At 56.3% G+C, this 17,793-nt stretch carries 21 protein-coding genes and 1 pseudogene; 8 read left to right on the top strand and 14 right to left on the bottom strand.

The genetic code is table 11. The features are described from left to right. Positions 1-66 precede the first annotated feature (66 nt). The 9 genes from AO064_RS30455 to AO064_RS24575 all read right to left on the bottom strand — a co-directional run bounded on the left by AO064_RS30455 (position 67) and on the right by AO064_RS24575 (position 7,251). On the bottom strand, positions 67-465 hold the full coding sequence (locus AO064_RS30455; RefSeq protein WP_244159546.1) for a phage tail assembly chaperone: 399 nt from the start codon (positions 463-465) through the stop codon (positions 67-69). Next, on the bottom strand, positions 462-2,468 hold the full coding sequence (locus AO064_RS30450) for a phage tail-collar fiber domain-containing protein (RefSeq protein WP_082893978.1): 2,007 nt from the start codon (positions 2,466-2,468) through the stop codon (positions 462-464). The genes AO064_RS30455 and AO064_RS30450 overlap by 4 nt, the downstream gene beginning before the upstream one ends. Next, positions 2,469-3,098: a phage tail protein I gene (locus AO064_RS24605; RefSeq protein ID WP_064054913.1), complete on the bottom strand. Its 630-nt coding sequence runs from the start codon at positions 3,096-3,098 to the stop codon at positions 2,469-2,471. It abuts the gene before it with no gap. After that, positions 3,095-4,090, bottom strand: a complete 996-nt coding sequence (locus tag AO064_RS24600; RefSeq protein ID WP_064054912.1) for a baseplate J/gp47 family protein — start codon at positions 4,088-4,090, stop codon at positions 3,095-3,097. The genes AO064_RS24605 and AO064_RS24600 overlap by 4 nt, the downstream gene beginning before the upstream one ends. Then, complete coding sequence (locus AO064_RS24595; protein ID WP_046034446.1) at positions 4,087-4,419, bottom strand: phage baseplate protein; 333 nt, start codon at positions 4,417-4,419, stop codon at positions 4,087-4,089. The genes AO064_RS24600 and AO064_RS24595 overlap by 4 nt, the downstream gene beginning before the upstream one ends. Positions 4,420-4,428: 9 nt before the next feature. Next, entirely contained in the window at positions 4,429-5,040 is a 612-nt protein-coding gene (locus AO064_RS24590; protein ID WP_064054911.1) for a phage baseplate assembly protein V, read from the bottom strand. 3 nt (positions 5,041-5,043) lie between these two features. Further along, complete coding sequence (locus AO064_RS24585; protein ID WP_064054910.1) at positions 5,044-5,559, bottom strand: hypothetical protein; 516 nt, start codon at positions 5,557-5,559, stop codon at positions 5,044-5,046. 21 nt (positions 5,560-5,580) lie between these two features. After that, positions 5,581-5,925 (bottom strand): phage holin family protein, encoded by a 345-nt coding sequence (locus tag AO064_RS24580; protein WP_012722501.1) that lies wholly within the window; start codon positions 5,923-5,925, stop codon positions 5,581-5,583. 591 nt (positions 5,926-6,516) lie between these two features. Next, positions 6,517-7,251: a LexA family transcriptional regulator gene (locus AO064_RS24575; protein WP_005785382.1), complete on the bottom strand. Its 735-nt coding sequence runs from the start codon at positions 7,249-7,251 to the stop codon at positions 6,517-6,519. Between the two features lie 266 nt (positions 7,252-7,517). Between AO064_RS24575 and AO064_RS24570 the strand changes: the two genes are divergently transcribed. From AO064_RS24570 to AO064_RS24550, 5 genes are all read left to right on the top strand, one after another. Continuing rightward, on the top strand, positions 7,518-8,006 hold the full coding sequence (locus AO064_RS24570) for a Panacea domain-containing protein (protein ID WP_043204860.1): 489 nt from the start codon (positions 7,518-7,520) through the stop codon (positions 8,004-8,006). Continuing rightward, positions 7,999-8,370, top strand: a complete 372-nt coding sequence (locus AO064_RS24565) for a hypothetical protein (protein WP_064054909.1) — start codon at positions 7,999-8,001, stop codon at positions 8,368-8,370. The genes AO064_RS24570 and AO064_RS24565 overlap by 8 nt, the downstream gene beginning before the upstream one ends. A 786-nt stretch (positions 8,371-9,156) precedes the next feature. Further along, positions 9,157-9,621, top strand: coding sequence for a hypothetical protein (locus tag AO064_RS24560; protein ID WP_064054908.1), 465 nt, complete (start codon positions 9,157-9,159; stop codon positions 9,619-9,621). Positions 9,622-9,817: 196 nt separating this feature from the next. Further along, on the top strand, positions 9,818-10,117 hold the full coding sequence (locus AO064_RS24555) for a hypothetical protein (protein WP_064054907.1): 300 nt from the start codon (positions 9,818-9,820) through the stop codon (positions 10,115-10,117). A gap of 49 nt (positions 10,118-10,166) precedes the next feature. Further along, positions 10,167-10,496 carry a hypothetical protein gene (locus AO064_RS24550; protein WP_064054906.1) on the top strand — a complete coding sequence of 110 codons (330 nt, stop codon included), beginning with the start codon at positions 10,167-10,169 and terminating at the stop codon, positions 10,494-10,496. 55 nt (positions 10,497-10,551) lie between these two features. Here AO064_RS24550 and AO064_RS24545 read toward each other — a convergent pair. After that, a pseudogene (locus AO064_RS24545) lies at positions 10,552-11,346 on the bottom strand (DNA adenine methylase). Between the two features lie 388 nt (positions 11,347-11,734). On the opposite strand from AO064_RS24545, the gene AO064_RS24540 reads away from it, so the two are divergent. Beyond that, on the top strand, positions 11,735-12,112 hold the full coding sequence (locus AO064_RS24540) for a hypothetical protein (RefSeq protein ID WP_064054905.1): 378 nt from the start codon (positions 11,735-11,737) through the stop codon (positions 12,110-12,112). A 116-nt stretch (positions 12,113-12,228) separates the two neighbouring features. On the opposite strand, the gene AO064_RS24535 is transcribed toward AO064_RS24540, so the two are convergent. Continuing rightward, the gene (locus tag AO064_RS24535; protein ID WP_064054904.1) at positions 12,229-12,756 is read right to left on the bottom strand and encodes a lysis system i-spanin subunit Rz; all 528 of its coding nucleotides are present in this window, start codon (positions 12,754-12,756) and stop codon (positions 12,229-12,231) included. After that, positions 12,741-13,157 (bottom strand): ubiquitination-like system serine protease family protein, encoded by a 417-nt coding sequence (locus tag AO064_RS24530; protein WP_064054903.1) that lies wholly within the window; start codon positions 13,155-13,157, stop codon positions 12,741-12,743. Before AO064_RS24530 ends, AO064_RS24535 begins: the two co-directional genes overlap by 16 nt. A gap of 75 nt (positions 13,158-13,232) precedes the next feature. Between AO064_RS24530 and AO064_RS24525 the strand changes: the two genes are divergently transcribed. Then, complete coding sequence (locus AO064_RS24525) at positions 13,233-13,772, top strand: tyrosine-type recombinase/integrase (protein ID WP_375232543.1); 540 nt, start codon at positions 13,233-13,235, stop codon at positions 13,770-13,772. A 55-nt stretch (positions 13,773-13,827) separates the two neighbouring features. Here AO064_RS24525 and AO064_RS30795 read toward each other — a convergent pair whose 3' ends face one another. After that, positions 13,828-14,004, bottom strand: a complete 177-nt coding sequence (locus AO064_RS30795; protein WP_156521577.1) for a hypothetical protein — start codon at positions 14,002-14,004, stop codon at positions 13,828-13,830. A gap of 16 nt (positions 14,005-14,020) precedes the next feature. Beyond that, complete coding sequence (locus AO064_RS24520) at positions 14,021-14,671, bottom strand: hypothetical protein (RefSeq protein ID WP_064054902.1); 651 nt, start codon at positions 14,669-14,671, stop codon at positions 14,021-14,023. A 457-nt stretch (positions 14,672-15,128) separates the two neighbouring features. Here AO064_RS24520 and mutS point away from each other — a divergent pair, with 457 nt between their 5' ends. Further along, complete coding sequence (mutS, locus tag AO064_RS24515) at positions 15,129-17,708, top strand: DNA mismatch repair protein MutS (protein WP_167355342.1); 2,580 nt, start codon at positions 15,129-15,131, stop codon at positions 17,706-17,708. The last annotated feature ends 85 nt before the right edge of the window (positions 17,709-17,793 follow it).

Here is a 17,793-nt window from a genome sequence, read left to right as displayed (position 1 = left end):
AAAAAAGCCGCTCAAGGCGGCGGGTGTTCAGATTGATAAAGAAAACGCCCCGTCGGCGCGGAGCGTTTATTCGGTTTGGCCAGCGATCCAGGCCGGTGCTATCGGTCGATGTTCGCTATTCGGAAAGTCGGGGGATTGGGGCCAGTCGCGCAGTGCCTGCATATAGGCCAACAACTCAGCGAATTGCTCGCCGGACAATGCTGTGTCTCCGCCAATTTCCCGCTGGTCTTGGTGACGTTCACGCAACCATATAACCGCCGTCAGCATGCTGTCCCGCCAAGTTCTTTCGGCGTTCTTCAGGGCAACTTGGATATCGTCAGGTGAAGGAACAGGAACAATCCAGACCCCCTCCTCCGAGGCAATATGAATGGGAGAAGGGCGATCGCCCTGCATAACCACCCAGCCCTCTGGGCAAACGCCTCCCACCTGCTGAAAACCACTCCCCAACGCTGCATAAACGGTCATGCAATCACCCCCTTCAATCGCCACACAAGAACACGACAAGGCAACGGAGAAACACCAGTCGTTGCCGATAGCAAAAACGGAGCACCGGACAAGACATTCGGATAGACGAGGCCGTTTACCCCCGTTTGAACAATAATCGAGTTACCCATCTGATTTGCTTGCACACCATGACCGTAACGGTCAGGCCCGCCTATGCCGCTGAAATGATCGCCAAACTCAGGGTTTGCCCACTCCCCGTTGTAGAGAACTTGCGCGGTGCAAAACACGTGATATCCAGGAAAAGGGTTTGCCGCGATGTAGCGACTATTGGTCGCCACGCCTCCCGGACTGGTCTTGTTACCACCTCCCGGATAAATAACAGTGAAGTCAGCCATGTTTGCCAGGTTGGAAACCTCAAGAGCCAGTGCACTGATGTCTATCTGCCCCTGATTGATGGGGGCGTTCCAAGCCTTGATGCACCACATGACTGACAGATTTCGAGGACGTGTTACGCCCAGATACGTGTCCACCGTCGCAACAGGTGACGGGGTGCCCGCCCAAGCAGATTGCAATACATAATTTCCAGCCTGAATCTGATATGAGTCAGCACCGATAGCTTCGCTACCCGAAGCACCTCCAGAGAGCGCCGCCCCAATAACAATTGGTGTCAAGGCGGGACCGCGATCAGAGTCATGAGTAACTGCTGTGCCTTTCTGCCAACTACCAATTGTCCGATTTGAGTCTATGCCCCGCCCATGATCCCAACCTCGTAGGAACTCGCCACGCGAATCAGGCAAGCGGAAGAACCCAACAGGTTCGCCCCCTGTGTTGAACGTAGTGCCTAGATAGACCGCTAGGTCTGGGTAAGTTGCGACGCTTTGTACGCTACCATCCAACTCCAAATAGCCTGGCGGCACCGCAGCTTTGGGGAATGGAATAATCGAACCGACTGGAACAGCAGATTTCAACGCATCGAGTTCACTGACGAGCGCTGCAACATCAATACTTCCCTGATTGATGGGTGCGTTCCAGGCTTTGATACACCACATCACGGCAAGGTTGCGCGGACGCGTCTCCGCGCCAGAGCGAACCTCACCGTTAACACCGTCCGTCATTGACGAACCGGAAGCAGCAGGATTTATGATTCCGCTACCGCTCGCTAGAGCTGAACCACCCGGACCAAACGCGGCATATGCCGTAGCCCCCTTAGGCGGAGCATGAAGGTGGCCCTGCATCTGATCGAGTTGAAAGCCACCGATGGTACGGCCAACATCGACTCCACGCCCATGATCCCACCCACGCAAAAACTCCCCACGCGACTCTGGTAGTCGAAAATTCCCGGCGCCCTCATCCCCCTTGTTGAAGGCCGTACCCAGAAACTTCGCCAAATCAGGATAGGCCGTGGCACTCTTCACGCTACCGTCAATTTCCAGGAACCCTACCGGGACTTTATCGATTGGAAACGCAACCATAGACCCCACAGGCAACGCTGAAGACTGAGCAATCAGCATCTCAATCTCAGCCTTGGTATACGTTCCCTCAGCCAACTGCCGACCCAGATAATCCATCACCCAAGCCCGAGTCGCCTTCACCACCGTGTCATCAATCAACAACGTCACAATCGCCGCATTACTCGTCTCGAAAATCGAGCGAATATAAAACTCCTTCCCCGATCCCGACGTCGCCAACACCGGCTTATACGACTCCGGGTATTTAACGATGGCATACAAAATCCCGGTATCCGTCCACAAACCGGCTTCGCGCACATACCAGCCGCCCACATCCGACGGGATGGTGACTTCGGCCATCAACCAGTTGGCGTTTTTCTCATCCTGGAATAAAGCGTTCAACGGCCCGCGCCAGACTTCGCGTTTCAGCGCTTTTGCGCTGGCATCAGGGTTATAGACAGCGCCGTTGCCGTCGCCGACGGAGATCTGCGCCAGTTTGATCGGCACGCCGGCAGCCTTGCAGGCGGTTTCGTAGGCGATCCCCGCGTCGGTGAGCAGGGTGTAATAGTCAGCCATTTAGTGCTCCTGTGGATAAAGGGTGGTGGTTTCGACGGTGTAGAGGCCGGCCGCCATAAAGGCGCGCCCTGAGGCCTCGACCCCTGCCAGCACGTTGGGATAGATCGTGGTGAGTTCGCCGCACAGCGTGGCGGCGCCGATGCTGTGGCGACCGGAGGCGCTCAGGCCCACGGAGATCGACAGGATGTCGCGCTCGCTTTTGGCGTCGGCCAGGCGGCGGTCGAGTCGGGCGTCGATGGTTTCGCTGTAGGGCAATTCGGTCCAGGCGCGTACGGCAAAGCTGTAGGGCACGCCGGGCGGTTTTTGCTCGTACCAGGCGCGCACTTCGGGGCTGAGTTGCAGGCCCTTGGCGGCGTTTTCCAGGGCTTGGCGGGTGCCGGCCTGCCGGGCGGTAGGCCAAGCGAGTTTGACGGTCAGGCGCTTCTCGGCCTCGGGGGCCGTGGTGCTCCATTCGTTCACCGCGCGGTCCGCTGCCAGGTAGGGCAAGAACACCGCCGGTGTGTGATCCGGGTCCATCAGTTGAGGGAAGGGTGGCGTCACCCGTTCCAGCAAATAGCCGAAGCCCAGGTCCAACGCCTTTTCCAGCGGTGAGCTGTTGGCAGGCAACAGGCTCGCTTTGGGTTCACTCATAGCGTACGCACCTCCACCTCGACGCCCGTGCAGTACGGAGCCTGGAATGCCGAGCTGATGATCGGCTCCAGCGGTTCGAGGATCTGCAGTTGCGCGGCGCCGGCGCTGTGGATGGCGTAGTCGATCCAGCTTGGGTCGACTCGGCCTTCCAGGCGATGACAGGAGTTGGCGTAGGTTTGCAGCAGTTGCTGAGCAGCCACTTGGGTCAACCCCGAATCAGGACCGGCGTTGATCTTGGCGACCACACGAATTTTATAGCGCTGGATCTGTGCCCCTTGGACGGTGACGAGATCGGTTTCCGGCCTTACATCGGGTCGTGCGAAATGTCGCCGTACGCCGTCAAGCAAATCGGCAGACGCGGTGCCATCACCGTCTCTTGAAAGCACAGTGACCATCACCTCGCCGGGGGCGGTGCGTCGGCCATTGCCGTCCTTGACCTGAGCCGCATAGCCGTCCGGGTCAAAGGTGTAGCTGACGGTGACCACACCCGGCGTGGCGCTTTGCACCTTGACCGACGGCCGCTCGCCCAGGGTGAACACCTCGCGGCGATATTGCATGCGCGAACCCGCCGCCGGGGCGTGTGGGGCCAGGTAGTAACGCAGGCGGGCGTCGTCGTCGCTTTCCAGCACCGGCGGCACCGGCGGGAAGGCGGCCGGGTCACCGGGGTCGAGCACCTGGCGCTCCAGGCCCATGTCGGCCAGGCGTGCATCCAGGTTGCTGCCGGCGGCCCACCACGCCAGCATCTGTTTGATGCGAGCGTTGTACTTGCGCTCGTGGGTTTGCAGGCGCACGCAAAACGCTTCCAGGGCCAGGGTCAGCAGTTCGCTTTCATTGTCGAGGCTGACCTTGAGTTTGGCCGCGCTTTGCGGCGCGCGGATGGCGACGTAGTCGACCACGAAGGCCTTGAACTCGGCCAACAACGGTTCGAACTCATCGACAGCGATGATGGCCGGTTCGGCCAGTTTGTTCTGGCCAGGGATCAACATGCTCATGTCACGACCTCGAAGGATTGTTGGCGGTTTTTCCAGGTGCCGGCAAAACGCAGCAACAAACCGGCGCCCTGGCGGGTGGCGACGATGACCTGGGGTTGAAAGTCGGCGATGCCGTTCTGGGCGTTGTAGAACGCCTGCGCGGCGTGGCTTTGGGCAAGGATCAACAGGTCGTCGCCGAGGTTCTGGCCGAGCAGTTGCGGGATCATCGAGCCGTACAGTGGGCGTTTCTGCCGAGTGCCCAGCGGGGTGGTCAGCGCTCGGGTGGCGCGCTGCACGAATTGCAGCCAGTCATCGACGGCTGCCCCGGTGTTCCTATCGATTCCGATCATGGCAAATCCTTATGCGCTGCTGATCACGCGGCCTTGGTGATCCACCACCGGGCCGCTCAAATGCACGCCGGCGGCATCCAGCAACACGCCGGTGGCGCCGAGTTGCAGGTTGATGCTTTGGGCATTCATGGTCAGGCTGGCGGCACCGACCTTGACGTCGACCTGCTCGCGGGAGCCGCTGAACGTGGTCGGGCCGTTAACCCAATTGAACAGGTGGCTGGCGTCGTCGTAGTCGCTTTGGGTGCCGTCCTGATAGCGACGCCGCGTCAGCGACGCAACGGCGGACACTGACGGAAAGAGACTGCTGTTGAGGCCGAACAACGCCACTGACTGCGCGCCCCCTTCCCCACCGCCGTAATTGAGCAGCAGGCATTGTTCGCCCACTGAAGGAATGCGCGTTTCGGTTTGCGCTCCAGCGCTTGGGTTGAAAAATCGGATCGCCGGGCTGAGCAAATCACCGTGGCTGACCTTGCAGGTATTGCTGGCGGCGTCGACCTCCTGGCACACGCCAATCCGGCAAAAGCTCTCTGCGCGTCGATACAGGTCTTCCAGCTGAGCTTCCATTTCCGCCAGGCGTTCGACGATCGGCCCCAATTGCATGCGTAGCAGTGCATCGAACATGGGCTACTCCTGCAGCGGGCGATATTGATCCGGATCGTCGATGTTCGTGACCTCCCACGTGCAGGCAAACAGCGGTTTGCCTGTGGGATCGTCGAGCAGTGACGGGCCGAGGTAGAGGTTTTGGGTAAAGGACACGCTCCAGGTGTCGTAGTCCGTTTCCGCGCCGGTGAGTGCGGAAGGTGCCGCGACAATCGCGGTGGGCAGATCGCACTGGTCTGGCGGCAGGCCCCAGCGGTTATCCAGGGCTAGGTCCATCATTTGGCTGGCCAGGTCGCACGCGTCAAACGGTGCTGACCCGCTGGCGACCGTGGCCCTGAGTGACACCGACAAGGCATGGGCCTTACGCCCAGCAAGGGAGCGAACGCCAGGGCCGTTGCGCTCCACGCTGATCAAGATGCCGGTTTTATCGCCCGTGTCGGGAAAATCATGGTGATTGCCAATGCGCAGCTGTGGGAACGCGCTTTTCAGTGCACCCCCAATCGCTATGGGCAATTGGGAAGGTTTTTCAAGAAGTGTCATCTGCTTACATCCTTGCAGCGTTTACTGCTGATCCGGGCGAGAGGTCGGGGCCTCGTTGACCCCGATGCGCTTGGCCGCCCAGCGTTCATAAAGGCCGATGGCCACGTCCGCACCGGCCATGGCGGTCAGGCAACCGATGGCCCCGGCGGTCCAGATCGACATGCCGGCGGCGTAGCACAGCATCAATGCCGACACGCCGCAGACCATGCACGCCCCGGAACGCAGCGCCAGGCGCCGTACCAGCGACCAACCTCGGGCTCCCTCTTTGTCGGCGCGCCACATCTCGCCAGACACCCCGCCGATCAGGGCCAGCACGATCACCAGCCAGATAGGCATTTCCGCTAACGCTTGCTGCTCGTTTGTCATGTCACGCCTCCTGGCTGAGCACTACCGGCACAGAGCCGGCTCTTGGGTAAATCCATGTGTAGGTAGGCATTCCAAAAAGCCCGGTTGCCCGGGCTTTTCAGTAATGATGTCCTCGGTCTTTCGGCGCTACTGGCGCGGTACGGACCTTTCCTCAATGTTTTTCCGACCACGATCCCTGTCTGCCGGATAACTGCTTCTGGTGCTTTACGCTGCACACCCGGGTCAGTTGCCAACCCTCTGAACCGTTAAGGCCGGTTCATCGCTGCCTGTTCTTGAAGCGGTAACACTAAAGAGCGTCGGCATCCTTGCCGGTGTTGCCTGGCATCCCTGCCATCGCTCAGATGGCGTCCTTGCCGATGTTGCGTGCCTTCCTTGTCTTCCTTGGCAGCATCCTTGCCGCCTCCACCACCTTGTTGGCTGGCTTGAGACGAAGAATATGCATGTATGCATATACAGTCAATGCACAAATGCATTTATTTTCCGTCGTTAATTGCACAAATGCATTTGCAGCCTTGCAGGCCGAGGGTTCGGTGGTTTCCCACAGGCGAAAAAAAGCCCGCTCATGGGCGGGCTTTGTCTTACGCAAGGAGGTTAACGGGCGTACATGCCCCACCAGAACACATGACCGAGGATGCTGATCTGCTCATCCTGGATATCCTGGAAGCTGTAGTCCTCATCCGGGTGTTCGTCGCGATTGAAACTGCGCAGGCGAATCCCGGAAGGCAGGCGATAGAGCTGTTTCACGCGCAATTGGCCATTGTGGTTGATGGCATACAAATCGCCATCAACGATGTCACCAATACCACTCTTGCCCGCGTTCACCCCGACCGTCGCGCCATCACGCAGTACCGGCAACATACTGTTGCCACGCACCGTCACGCACTTGGCCTGATCAAACTGCACACCGTTATGCCGCAGGCTGCGCTTGCCGAAACGCAGGCTGGCCTTCTCGCTTTCCTCGATGACGAATCTTCCTGATCCAGCAGCCAATTCAACCTCGCGCAGAAAGGGGATCGACACCTCGTCATCATTAACGGGTGTGTCGTCATCCCACAGGCTTATGTCCTTGAGTTCCGAATGCATCGGGTCGCGCCCGTCATCGCGCAGGGCGCCCACCGCCGCGCGCCCGCGCAACTGGTCGGTGCTGACGCGAAAGTACTCGGCGATGCGGGAGATGTGCTTGTCCGACGGATCAACGATCTTGCCGCTGAGAATCCGGGACAACGTGGATTGAGGCACGCCGGTACGCCGGTGAAGCTCCGTGGGGGAGATCCGGTCGCGGTCCAGCAGTTCTCTTAAGACGATAGAAACGTTGCGTTTTTGCATAACGGGGATAATGGCGGGAGATTTTGGGGTTGGCAAATGCTAATTTGCATAATCTATGCATTTATCAGTATTCCGCTAAAATCCTCACGAAACACTGTCTATACAAACAGTATTCAGCCCACTATTATCCGCCACACTTGATTCAACTTTTCCAGCCTGCCCGGGATACGACACGGCGCCCGTCAACCGACGCCATTGCATGTCGACAATCCCGAGCCTATATATGAAACTCTATAACAACGTAGCCAGCCATTTCGGAGGTGCTCATGGCTTATTCAGCTCTAGCTGTTGCTAACGCCTTCATTGAACGCGCCAAAGAAGGCAAGCTTTCAGGCTTGACTCCAATGAAGCTTCAAAAGCTGCTGTTTTATACGCAATCCTGGCATCTGCGTGAAAGGGAGCTACCCCTTATGGATGATCACTTTGCCCGCTGGCAATACGGCCCGGTCATTCCATCGCTCTATCATGAGTTGAAGTCCTACGGCAGCCGCCCTGTGACGTCGCTGCTCAGCAACCTTAAACCCGACGTCGAAGACATCGTCTTCGTGACACCGAGAATTCCTGAAAGCGATACCTACGCCCAGCGTCTGATTGACCGCATTATCAATAAATACGGCAAGTGGTCAGGGACTCAACTGTCCAACCTCTCCCACGAGGAAGGTACCGCCTGGGCACTCAGGGGAGCGGATGGTTCCGCCATTGACTGGAAGGAAATGGCGGAGTTCATTCACCCAAAGAGCCGCAACCGTGAGTGAGGAACTCGACAACCTTGAGCTGACACTGCCCCCCGCATCAGGGCCCGACCAGGACTCCCAACCTGGGGGCGAGCAGGCAGTGGGTACTGACGATGAAAGAAACCAAAACCTGAAAGATCAGAAGGCCGAAAGGCAGCTGCGCAAGAAGTATGCGGGGCGTGCTTTCTGGTTTGCTGCCTGCGGCGTGATCTTTTGGGCGGTTTTGCTCGTGTGGAATGGTTGGTCAACTTACTATTCCGGCAAAGCTCCGTTTTCCGACAACGTGTTGATCGCTATCACCACCGCAACCTCCATCAACTTGTTTGCCGCTTTTCTCGGGGTTATCCGAGGCTTGTTCCCCGCCAGTGGCCGCAGGGCAAAATAGCGGCGCCTGGAGCCTGCTCTCCACCTCAGGCTTTCGGCCTGCGTTTTACCTACCCGTTTGCGACCTGCGAAGCCCCGACCTCGCGTGTTAACCTTGCGCCCATTGCAAAATCGCAGGGCGGAATGCCCCACATTTGCCCCACTCCTTCAACGAATTTGCCTACGACCCAATGAGTAAAAATACGTCCGATCTGTCCTCCCACACGCCAATTGTGTGGGGGTATGCGGATGGTTTTGACGGATAGCCCCGTGGTTGCTGGCTGTAGTGCGCTTATGCATAAGGTTGTATAAACGCATAATTGGCATTGGATGGCATAGATTGGCGTATGGTTTGCCCCATTTTTGCCCCATACGCTTCCTAGCTATCCGTTCTCTTTTCACCGTCCGTCGATGAAATGGGCCAAGAAATTTGACGTCGTCTGCTTAGCCTACTCATGAGGCGTTAAAGCCCTATCCCCGATACAACTTCTAAGCAATCCGCCCTTCTGCTACTACGCTGCTTAGCCGACTTCACGGTCGCTCCTGGCAAGCCCTGCGATGGGCAATACGCTACTTCCGCCATATGCTTCCTGTGGACAGTCCAGCGGCAAATCGGTAGCGTCGGTCTGTTGCCAGAATACTAACTGCAATCGAGTTTACTTAAGCTGCGCTAGTAGCATCCAAGCCTTGCTCGGAGCGTAACAATTCGTTCAACCGGGGTCGACTCGCGACTCGACTTGATAAAAGGTGGAAGCTAAACATGGTCAGTCTCGTAGATTCAGCCCGGTGGGCCCCATTGATTGGCCGAATGTTCATCGCTTTTGGCAGCATCGAAGGAACAACAAATAAATGCATCCATGATTGGGCAGGGAAAACAATTCATAAGCATTTTGCACGCGCTCCACTATCCTCACGAATCGACTTGGCACGAGACCTTGCAAAGTCTCAGGATGCGACAAAAGCAACCCAAGAGGCTTTCGTCCATTCGCTTCTTACCGCCAAAAAACTTGCAGAAAGTCGAAATCTTGTTGCGCACAACCCGCTTTGCCTAGTGGTGCTCCAAGATACTCTTGACAACACTCTCCTCGAAGCTATCGCGCATCACACTGACGATAGTAAACTTCTATCGTACGAAGCACTTGTTGATATTGTTGGACGCACGGAGCTTTGTGCGGAGGAACTTGTTCAAAACTTCGTTGCCTTCCGATTAGAAAAGCTTGATTTCGAGGCTCTCAAAACCTTTCCAGGTCTAGGTGGTAACCACCCCACCTAACAATCAGTTCAAGTCATTCGCTTTACACCTGGAAGCAATCCTGGGCTACTTCGCCTGATGTAAAGTGAGTTCAGCTCCCACTAAAGCCTGCAGGGAAATACGGCGTTACAAATACGACCAGTTTTAAGGATTGAAAATCCTACGTATAGCCAGCATTTTGGTATCACCCATGCCGGGTAAATCCAGAGGGCATCACATGCCAAAGTTGACCAAAGCAGATTTGTATTATGAGTACAGTTGGAAGGTATCGGAAGGAGACAACCCCAAGCTAATCGGCGAGGATGCTAATCATTTAAGCCGAAAGGAGGGTTACGAAATGCTGCTTTACCTCAATAGCCTGGTAAGCGCTAATAACGGTGATCTAGAAAAGAGAACCCGCCTCATTGTCGAATGGATGCTGAAGGAAAAGTATAAGTCAACTGCTCCAAGTCGTGAAACCGTAACAGAATGGGTCGTAAAAAATTTCACAGCAATGCAAAAAGATTATCCTCGCTAAAAAGCAGATATTATCTGCTTATCGTTTGCGCTACTAAATGGAAATATTCATGAGTACCTACTTTTCTCATCTGGGTATTAGCTCCTGCGAAATAGGCGGGTTTGTAGCTGAATCGCTCCTGCATGACTTGCGCGTTAACAATTTCACTTTCACAAATTTCCCCGAGGTGATTACTGAGTGGGACGAAAATAATTTTTTCATTAAGCTTCGAGTACATGACCACACTACTGAACCAGAGCCGTTCACATATGAAGAAATAAAGGCACTATTGAAAACATTCAAGGCCAAAAAGCCTTTTGACAAATCATTCTTCAACAAAATTCAGAAACTAGCAGTTCAACTTGAATCCCTAATTGGTAAGTCCCGCGATAATGCATGACTTCAACCAAAACTTTCAATAATCGGCGGAGTTATAGCCCGCCGACTTTCTCTTTTCAGAACAACCCTCCCAATGCTGCCGGCTCCCAATTCATAATCACCAACTCGCCACTAACCTGAGCCTTCCCCTGACGTTGGTTTGTGGTGGTGTAACGGATGTCGAGCGTCTCAAAGTGGAACCCGGAAAAAACCCGCCGGATGTCTGGATGATCATTGATGCTGACCATCACCTTGCCCTGGCAGCGCCTCATGAATTCGGCCATCCGCTCATAGTTTTCAAAGGGGAAATCCACGCCATAGCCGGCGGTCTGCCAATAAGGCGGATCCATGTAGTGGAAGGTATGGGCACGGTCATAGCGCTCTGCACACTCTAGCCAGCCCAGGTTCTCAACTTAAGTCCCGGAAAGACGCTGCCACGCAGCCGAGAGGTTTTCCTCAATTCGTAACAGGTTGATCGTCGGAGCAGTGGTTGCGGTGCCGAACGTCTGCCCTGTCACCTTCCCCGCAAATGCATGGTGCTGCAGGTAGAAAAACCGGGCCGCGCGCTGGATGTCGGTGAGGGTTTCAGGGCGAGTCATCTTCTGCCATTCGAACACCTGCCGCGAGCTGAGCGCCCATTTGAACTGGCGCACGAATTCTTCCAGGTGGTTCTGCACCACGCGGTACAGCGTCACCAGGTCGCCGTTAATGTGATTGAGGACTTCAACTGGCGCGGCCTGGGGACGCATGAAGTAGAGCGCGGCGCCGCCGGCAAAGACCTCGACGTAGCATTCATGGGGCGGGAAGAGCGGGATAAGGCGATCGGCTAGGCGGCGCTTGCCGCCCACCCAAGGGATGATGGGGGTCGACATATAAAAGCAAGACCTTTGCTGTATGAATAAACAGTGCTAGGCTCGTTTCGCTTTGTGCACGAAGCAGGAGCCTTGGCTGGACTTGCAGGGGAAAGCTGCAGGGAAGGTGGCCGGGTTGGATGTTGACGCATCCCGCCTGGCGCTCCTTTCATTTTGAGGTAATAAGACCAGTCGCGATGCGGAAGCAGTCTGAGCAGGAAAGACAAGCTCGCCACATAATTTATGAAATGCGACGATCTTCTGTCTAAAACCTTTATACGAGATAGCAGTTTTTTCTCCCGATGAAATCGAGACGGTTACGTTAGTTTTAGACTGCATTATGTGCATGAGAAATTGACGTATGGCATGATATCTTTTTGACTTCAAGCCAAGCAGGGAGATACGCATAATGCTTACTGACGAGCAAATTGAGGCGGCAAAAAGAACAACCCACTACTCAAGTACCGAGCCCCCGCTTCACGAGCATAACGACTGCATACGCTTTGCATATGAGTGGCTCGACGCCCAGGTAAAGACGAAAGGAAAGCTGAAGAGTCCACTTCAGATAAAACACCTTATCGAGCGATGGGCTGGGCGATATGTTTCGACCTCCGATGTCGATGTTGCAGCGAGTCTCCACCCGCAAGTGCAGGGCAAGTACCCATATTTCACCATCAGCTCCAAGCTGACCAATCCATCGGCAACGCGAATCTCTAGCCTTGGGCAGGCGTTCTCACAAAACCAAAACGAGTATCACGACCTGAGTAACTACTCTCGCAGCGAATAGATCTACCCGGACATTGGGGCGGGCCAGTTTAAACCATTGCGTGACTTTCTCGTCCGACTCAATCCACATCATCCTGTGGACTAGGATCATGATCAGTTCTCCTACCCAATTATAGGTCACCGCGTGATAGCCCTGACATACGCCTGACAAGACCGCAGCGCGATCACGGCGTTATCCCCATCGTTGGTGATGGCAATAATTCGCTGAGCATGCGCTGGGTCAAGTTGGGCTCTACGGGCTGCATGAACCACGCCGACGGCGCCGGGGGTGGTAGGCACGTCGCAGCCACTGGTTGAATCCGTGGCGTCGAGAAGGACTGACAGCCGCACATCAGCAGTGGCAAGGCGATCACGCAGAGCAGCCTGGTTACGTTGGGCATCGGATAATTCCTTGGTGTGTTGTTGGTCCTGGCGGGCGAGCTGCTGCTCGGTGGACAGTCGCTTGGCCTGCTCGGATCGGGCTTGGGCGGTGGCGGCATTGCTGATCGTGCTCAGGTCCGTTTGGAACTGAGCTACCTGCTCGGCGAGCTTCTTGCCCATGCGCCATTCCTGTACTTGCCAGGCGCCACCAGCACCAATGCCGATCAGCAATACGCAGACCAGAAAGATAAGCGCCACCTTGTACTGCGTCACCAATTCGCCCATGACTCCTCCCAATTCGGCAGATCGATCGTCTGACCAGCCAGAGCGTGCGTGCAGTCGCCCAGGTACTGGATTCGACCATCGGTGACGAATGAGTGGCAAATCTTGCCGAAACGGCTGGCATAAACCGCCTCTCTTCCACCCTTGGCATAGATAGCGTCGTACTCCGCCTCTTCCTCGGGCGTCATTACACTACGTCCATCAGGGGCGCCCGTGGTTCGAGCCAGCACAGAAGGCGTGAAAGTCAGCGCGTCCGGGTTGCCGTTGTAGCCCCAGTTCGGCCCGGGCGTGTTGGGTGAGTTGACCTTGATGCTATGCGGGCCGTTGCAGCCATTGCAGAAGAACCAAATCGAGCCGTCAACTGCCCGGCCAAGACAGCGCCCTATGGTTTTTATTTCGCTCATGCCAGCACCCCCAGCGCCTTGTCGTAAAGCGCCTGGCGGTCGTCCTGGCCGGTGAGGCCACCATTGATGCGCCGGGTGGCCGTTGAAGACATCGACTCGGACGCCGGGCAGATCAACATCACTCGCGCCATAACCGCCAACGGCACGTTCAAGGTTCCGAAGACGGGGAAGCCGCGTTCAGTACTATTAATGCCGCCTGCGGTCGAAGCCTGCCGAGTATTGATGTCGCTTGTTGCCGATCACCCTGCACGCCTCATTGAGGTATTCCAGAACCGACACGAGAGCCGGAAAGAGAGGGTCACCCCAGTGCTTTCTCCTTCCACCCAGGCGCGCAAGAAGATCATAAACTTCTGGTATGTTCCCACCGCTTGGAATACCAAGTGGGCGGCGATCCAAAAGCGTTCAGGCATCCGTACGCGCCGGCCATATCAGACTCGACACACCTACGCGTGCTGGTGTCTGACTGCTCGTGGCAACCTTGCGTTCATCGCAAAGCAGATGGGTCACAAAGACTTCACCATGTTGGTTGAGGTATACGCCAAGTGGATGGATGACGAGTCACCAACTGAGCTGCTGCGCATATGGCACAACATGCGCAAATTTAACGATAACTAACTGTTTTTTTTGCATAAAAAAACCCGGCATAAAGCCGGGTTTTTTTGATTGCCAATCAGCACATCATGACGGGTTTCTCGATGCCCAGCTCAGCGCACGCTTGCTTCAGGCTTTGATCAGCCTCTTGAAAACGACGTACACGGGCCAGAGTGTAATCGCGACCACTGAGCCCATCTTTACGAGGCGTGGTGGCGTGCTTTGTCTGATACTCGCTAGCGCTAAAGCTTTTCATGACCTGATTCCTTTCCTTACAAGGGAATAAAGCAATCTTTGTTGCTTTGATATGTTTCTAACTGGTGCTGCAAAACGTGTTTGAAGGTTGCGTGATCATTAGAATACGTCGCCGCATGCACTCCATTGAACCCCTGATGATCGAGGTAACGATAGAACAGCTCGTCGAACATATCTACCTGCTCACGGACGCTTTCTCGGATCGTTTTGTTCTTGAAATCGTCAATGAAGTGATAATAATCACCATACGGCCATCGCGGACGGTGGTACATCAGCACCGCAGGCTTCAGAGGATTCACAGAAACAACACGCCCCTCACTAGGGTCATTCAGAGGGTTGATCGGATCAAGCGCGAACCACAGCCAGAGCACTGCTGCGCAGCTCATCGCGAATCTACCCACCGCAATTTCCACATCAGCATTGGTGCGACCCAAAGCCTCAATGAGATCCTGCAGCTGACCAACATTGCCACCGGGATTTGCCCGCAAATAGATGCGAATTTTTTTCCCAAGCGGGGCGTCCTGAAGGACCTGAATTAAAGGTCCCACTGACGCCGGGTCGATACAGGCAAGCTCAAGAGTCTCTCTATCATCCTCGACCACGTGCAACTGTGACACTACGGCCTCAACAACAGTTCCATCCTGGTCGGCAATCGCACCTACTTCCATGAAAAACCCTTAATAGACACATTTATTGCCATACATCATATGGCAATAGTGGCAATTGGCCACCTATACAGTCGAAAAAAGCCCGGCTTGGGCCGGGCTTGTCAATCACTGCCAAAAAACTGCAGTGACTGGATGAGCGAATCTTCGGTGATGCGGCCTTTTGATGTCAAGCAATGCTTTGTGACATGTCACAATTTTCTAGGAAATGACCTACAGATAATAAACGCTCCCCCACTAATTCACCCTCTCTCAGAAGCTTTGCGTAACGCGTGCTGAAAATTCGGAGCACGTGGTAGCCTAAGACCTCACGTGCAACAGACAGGCGGTGACTCTGTCTATATGTGAGCATTAGGGCCATGTGTGTAGGAATGAAAATTCCTCTCATCGCGGTACTACTTGCCCCATACTTGCCCCAAACACTCAAGACACACACGCTAAGCTACTGATGAATAAAGCAATTTCCGATCTGTCCTCCCACACACCAATGATGCAGCAGTACTGGCGCCTGAAAAACCAGCACCCTGATCAGTTGATGTTCTATCGCATGGGCGACTTCTACGAGATCTTCTATGAAGACGCGAAGAAGGCTGCCAAGTTGCTGGACATCACCCTGACCGCGCGTGGGCAGTCGGCGGGGCAGTCGATTCCGATGTGTGGGATTCCTTACCATTCGTTGGAAGGTTATCTGGTCAAGCTGGTCAAGCTGGGCGAGTCAGTGGTGATCTGTGAGCAGATCGGCGATCCGGCCACCAGCAAGGGGCCGGTTGAACGTCAGGTGGTGCGCATTATTACGCCGGGGACGGTGAGTGATGAGGCGCTGCTGGACGAGCGTCGCGACAACCTGATCGCCGCGGTGCTGGGCGATGAGCGTTTGTTCGGGCTGTCGGTGCTGGATATCACCAGTGGCAACTTTACTGTGCTGGAGATCAAGGGCTGGGAGAACCTGCTGGCGGAGCTGGAGCGCATCAATCCGGTGGAGTTGTTGATTCCGGATGATTGGCCGAAGGATCTGCCGGCGGAAAAACGCCGTGGGACAAAGCGTCGCGCGCCGTGGGATTTCGAGCGTGATTCGGCGTTGAAAAGCCTGTGCCAACAGTTCTCGGTGCAGGACCTTAAAGGCTTCGGTTGTGAAACGTTGACACTCGCTATCGGTGCCGCCGGTTGCCTGCTTGGCTACGCCAAGGAAACCCAGCGCACCGCCCTGCCGCATTTGCGTAGCCTGCGTCACGAGCGTCTCGACGATACCGTAGTGCTCGATGGCGCCAGCCGTCGCAACCTGGAGCTGGACACCAACCTGGCCGGCGGGCGCGATAACACCCTGCAATCGGTGGTTGACCGCTGTCAGACGGCCATGGGCAGTCGCTTGCTGACCCGCTGGTTGAACCGTCCACTGCGCGACCTGACTGTACTGCAAGCGCGACAGACCTCTATTACCTGCCTACTCGACGGCTATCGCTTTGAAAAGCTGCAGCCACAGCTGAAGGAAATCGGCGATATCGAGCGCATCCTGGCGCGGATTGGCCTGCGTAACGCGCGCCCGCGTGACCTGGCACGCTTGCGCGACGCCCTTGGGGCCTTGCCTCAACTGCAAGTGGCGATGACCGAGCTGGATACGCCACACCTGCAACAGCTTGCGGTTACCGCGGGTACGTACCCGGAACTCGCGGCACTGCTGGAAAAAGCCATCATCGACAACCCGCCGGCGATCATCCGCGACGGCGGCGTACTCAAGACCGGTTACGACAGCGAGCTGGACGAGCTGCAATCCCTGAGCGAAAACGCCGGGCAGTTCCTGATCGACCTGGAAGCCCGCGAAAAGGCCCGCACCGGCCTGGCAAACTTGAAAGTCGGCTACAACCGCGTGCATGGCTACTTTATTGAGTTGCCGAGCAAGCAGGCTGAATCGGCACCGATCGACTATCAACGTCGCCAGACCCTCAAGGGCGCCGAGCGCTTTATCACCCCGGAACTCAAAGCGTTCGAAGACAAGGCCCTGTCGGCCAAGAGCCGTGCCCTGGCGCGGGAAAAAATGCTTTACGAGGCGTTGCTCGAAGACTTGATCAGCCAACTGGCGCCGCTGCAGGACACCGCGGCGGCCCTGGCCGAACTGGACGTGCTGAGCAACCTGGCCGAGCGTGCGCTGAACCTTGACTTGAACTGCCCGCGTTTTGTCAGCGAGCCGTGCATGCGCATCGTGCAAGGTCGCCACCCGGTGGTAGAGCAAGTGTTGACCACGCCGTTCGTCGCCAACGACCTGTCGCTGGACGACGATACCCGCATGCTGGTGATCACCGGTCCGAACATGGGCGGTAAATCCACCTACATGCGCCAGACCGCTTTGATCGTGCTGCTGGCGCATATCGGCAGCTTCGTGCCGGCGGCCAGCTGCGAGCTGTCACTGGTGGACCGGATTTTCACCCGCATCGGTTCCAGCGATGACCTCGCCGGTGGCCGTTCGACCTTTATGGTGGAAATGAGCGAAACCGCCAACATCCTGCACAACGCCACCGAGCGCAGCCTGGTGCTGATGGACGAAGTGGGCCGTGGCACCAGCACCTTTGACGGCCTGTCCCTGGCGTGGGCGGCGGCCGAGCGCCTGGCGCACTTGCGTGCCTATACGCTGTTCGCCACACACTACTTCGAGCTGACCGTGTTGCCGGAAAGTGAGCCACTGGTGGCCAACGTGCACCTGAATGCCACCGAGCACAACGAGCGCATCGTGTTCTTGCATCACGTGCTGCCGGGGCCTGCCAGCCAGAGTTACGGCCTGGCCGTGGCACAACTGGCCGGCGTGCCAAACGATGTGATTACCCGCGCCCGCGAACATCTCAGCCGCCTGGAAACCACGGCCCTGCCCCATGAAACCGTGGTCACCAGCCCAACCAAAGCCACCAGCAAACCGGCCGCACCGCATCAGAGTGACATGTTCGCCAGCCTGCCCCATCCGGTGCTGGATGAGTTGGCAAAACTTGACCTGGACGGCTTGACGCCCCGTAAAGCGCTCGAAATGTTATATGCACTGCAGGTTCGGATATAACGCAGACGCTTGCAAGCTGGTAGACTCTCGCGCGGTTTGGGATGCTGTGGGCTTTTAGCCTGGCCTGCAGACTATCGCTCCCGAA

It is taken from the genome of Pseudomonas marginalis, assembly GCF_001645105.1.
GTDB classification, from domain to species: Bacteria; Pseudomonadota; Gammaproteobacteria; order Pseudomonadales; family Pseudomonadaceae; genus Aquipseudomonas; species Aquipseudomonas petroselini.
The sequence above is the reverse complement of the archived record's forward strand: the minus strand, read 5'-3'. Positions and strand labels throughout refer to the sequence as shown.